This is a genomic window from Bacteroidales bacterium, assembly GCA_021157585.1.
Classification (GTDB): domain Bacteria; phylum Bacteroidota; class Bacteroidia; order Bacteroidales; family UBA12170; genus UBA12170.
Map to the genome: position 1 here is coordinate 1 of JAGGWH010000012.1, position 3,599 is coordinate 3,599.

At 37.8% G+C, this 3,599-nt stretch carries 2 protein-coding genes; both read left to right on the forward strand.

Annotated elements, in window-relative coordinates:
- Positions 1 to 525 precede the first annotated feature (525 nt).
- Complete coding sequence (locus J7K39_00340; protein ID MCD6178328.1) at positions 526 to 2,259, forward strand: DUF262 domain-containing protein; 1,734 nt, start codon at positions 526 to 528, stop codon at positions 2,257 to 2,259.
- Positions 2,260 to 2,568: 309 nt separating this feature from the next.
- Positions 2,569 to 3,504, forward strand: coding sequence for a methyltransferase domain-containing protein (locus tag J7K39_00345; GenBank protein ID MCD6178329.1), 936 nt, complete (start codon positions 2,569 to 2,571; stop codon positions 3,502 to 3,504).
- Positions 3,505 to 3,599: the final 95 nt, after the last annotated feature.

Genomic DNA, 3,599 nt, shown 5'->3' on the forward strand with positions numbered 1-3,599 from the left:
AACCTCTACGAAGCTCATAAACTGTAGAGCATTACTCTACATATCATAATATGGAGTTGATAGGTTTAGAAGAAATTCAGCAGATACTAAATAGAAAAACACTTGTTTTTACCTCTTACAGCCCTCTTTTTAGGGGCAAAAAGAAGACTGTAAGAAAAAAATAATTGTTTTATTATGATTTTTGGGCTTGATCATAACTTGGGCCAAAAATTGGACCTCCAAAAAATGTAGGTGCTGATTTGCTTGATAAACAATAAGTTACAGTGGCCCTACATTATTTGTAGCAACGGTGGCCGTTCTTATGATCAACCCCTGATTTTTAATTGTTTTGTTAATTGCAAGGGTCCTAATTTTTACGAGTTATGTTGGGCTTGCAAACAACAAAACGCTGGAGAGGGATTGGGCTAAGTCAGGCCGCTTAGTAAATTGTCTTGTTTTCTAACTTTTGAAGTTTCAGGCAGGTTTCTCGTATCCGTCGCCCAACCCCTCAGCTTAATGTTATGCTTTACAACAATAAGGAATAAAATGTCAAAACTCAATGTAGATCAAAAAACAATTTTTGACCTGTTATCGGATAAAAAAGCCGATTTCCTTATCCCAGATTATCAGCGCCCATATGCTTGGGATGAAGAGCAATGCCAAACACTTTGGGATGACCTTTTTACATTTTCATTCCCAAATAATGATTACGAGGCATTTGATAAAAACGATGAGTATTTCCTTGGCTCCATTGTTACATTCAAAAATGATAATACACAATCGGAAGTTATAGACGGACAACAGCGCCTGACTACGATAATGCTTATTTTGCGTGCATTCTATGACAAGTTTGCCCATATGCAGGATACCAACTCAAAACAAACACGTGGTCGTATTGAGAAATGCATATGGAAAACTGACGAATTTGGTAGCGCAGATAAATCAACATTAAAAATAGACTCGGAAGTGGCTACAGATAAGGATAAACATGAATTTCTTAATTTATTGAGAACGGGCTCGCTGAAACCTGGAAGCAAAAGCCAATATGTTAATAATTATCAATTTTTTGAAAAAAAAATTGAAGAGTTTTTACAAGGATTTGCTAGCTACTTTCCATATTTTCCAGCAAGGATTTTGGGGAATTGTATTCTCCTACCGATAGAAGCTGAGTCGCAAGACACTGCGCTCAGGATTTTTTCAACTCTCAATGATCGAGGGCTTCCCCTAGCCGATGCGGACATATTCAAAGCGCAGTTCTACAAATATTACGGTGACATAGATAAAAAGGATGACTTTATTTCTGAGTGGAGAACACTTGAAGAAATTACAGGTTCAGTTTTTTATTTAAATACGGGCTCGCCAATGGATGAAATTTTTGCCCGTTATATGTATTTCTTACGCGCCAAAGAAGGAAATAAAAGCACCACTACGGAGGCATTACGCAAATTCTATGAACGTAATAAATACCAATATCTTCAGAAACCTGAGACCATTTCCAATATAAAATTACTAGCCTTATTCTGGAAAAGCATTTCAAATCAAGATAGTCAGAGATTTTCCAACTCTATTCTTAAGAAGCTATTTGTTTTGACTTACGCACCTAATGGTATGTGGCAAAATATAGTTTCAGTATATTTTCTTCATAATAAATCACCTGACGGTGCTTTAGAAGAAACTGAATTCAGTTTCTTCCTATATAGAATTACTGCCTTCATTTATGCGTATGCCATAACAAATCCTGGTGTTAATGCCTTGCGGACACCTATATATGACGAAATGATCAATATTGTAAATGGAGTGGAAGTTACGTTTGAAAAATATAAATTTAATGAAAGCCAGGCCAGATCATTCTTTGATAATTACAAATTCACAAACCAGCGCAATATAACGCGTTCTATGATTACATGGTACGCTCACACATTTTCTGAACAAAAACTTCTTGATTTGAATGAAATATTTCACTTGGAGCACATTTACTCCAAGAAAAGACAAGAAATGGAAGGAGGCCTAGAGAATACGGCAGCTATCGAATCACTTGGGAATAAGGTTCTGCTTGAAGGAAGTATTAATATCCGAGCATCTGATTACCGGTTTGAAGATAAAAAGAAAATATACAGCGGAGAACAGCGGCGTGGAAAAAATAAAGAGCCCAGTAAAATCGTGGAAATAGCCGAACTCCTTGGCTTCGATGAATTTGAAGAGAAGCAGATAATTGATCGTAATAAGAAAATCTTAGATAAATTCTTTGCTTTTCTACAGAGAGAAAATTTAATAGCATAACAAAAGCATACAGCTGACGCGCAAAAAGAGCGCGCCGCTGATGCTAAACGAACCCCGCAGTTAAATAGTGGCTATGCAGTATGTTGATAAAACTTATGAGTTTTAATTTGCTGAAATATCAATTAGTTATAAAGTGTAAGGATGGATAACTGCAGTTGCCTTTCTCATAATCTCAGTTCAAATGACGCTTAAATTATTGTTAACGTAACTATTTGTAATTATTTCAATATGGCACACTCCCCCCTAGGGTTGAGGGGAAAATCTAACTGCGCGAAACATACATTAGCCCGCATAAAGGAGAGTGAACATATGACGACACCACATCAGTTGAAAAGGTTGTACGAGCAAGGACAGAATATAAGTGCATTTCTGCGCCACGAAATGGGTTTAGAGCATAACACACGAGAGATTATTGAGATTTCCTATGATTTGCAAACGGGAAGTTACATTGCCGCTATGGAAAATGAGGAGATGGCAAAACACAAGGAAGAGTATTCAAGAGAAATAGCCAGTAGAATACTCTCTTTGTGCGAGCCCAAGTCTATATTAGAGGCAGGTGTTGGGGAAGCAACTACATTGTCTGGTGTGTTGAAAAATTTAGGAAATGAAGTCAACAGTTTTGGATTTGATTTAAGCTGGTCAAGAGTCGCATATGCCAAAAAATGGCTTCACAGCAAAGGTATCACCAGCACTGTGCTTTGTGTAGGAGATCTGTTCTATATTCCGTTTCTCGATAATTCCATTGATATTGTGTATACCTCGCATTCTATAGAACCAAATGGAGGCAATGAAGAGCCTATTTTGCGAGAGTTATATAGGGTTGCAAGGAAGTTCTTGATTCTTTTAGAACCTGGATACGAACTTGCCAGTGATGAAGCAAGACAAAGGATGGATTCTCATGGTTATTGCAAGAATCTGAAGGGAATCTCCAATTTACTTGGCTATGACGTGCTAGAGCATAAATTATTTCCTTACGCTTCTAATCCACTGAATCCGACTGCAATAACTATTATTCGTAAAGACGGTGGTGGTGATACCGAATTGCCCTCAGATGTTTTTGCATGTCCAAAATTCAAGACTCCTTTAAAAAAGATTGGCGGTATGTTGTTTAGTCCAGAAGCATTGGTGGTCTACCCAATTGTTGGCGGTATTCCTTGTTTAAGAATTGAAAATGGTATTTTTGCAAGTAAGTACGAAGAAATTATGAAAGCGGCGGGCTATCGGGATAGGACTCCCCATCACTGAGGAGCCCTCCCACACCACCCGGCATACGGATCGCGTACCAAAGGCGGTTCGGCTGATCAAGAAGGTTTAGTTTCCAGGCAGAAATAATCCTTTAT

Excerpts from the sequence above, each read along its gene's own strand:
- J7K39_00340 (MCD6178328.1), top strand. The coding sequence starts at position 526 with ATGTCAAAACTCAATGTAGATCAAAAAACAATTTTTGACCTGTTATCG.
- J7K39_00345 (MCD6178329.1), top strand. The coding sequence starts at position 2,569 with ATGACGACACCACATCAGTTGAAAAGGTTGTACGAGCAAGGACAGAAT.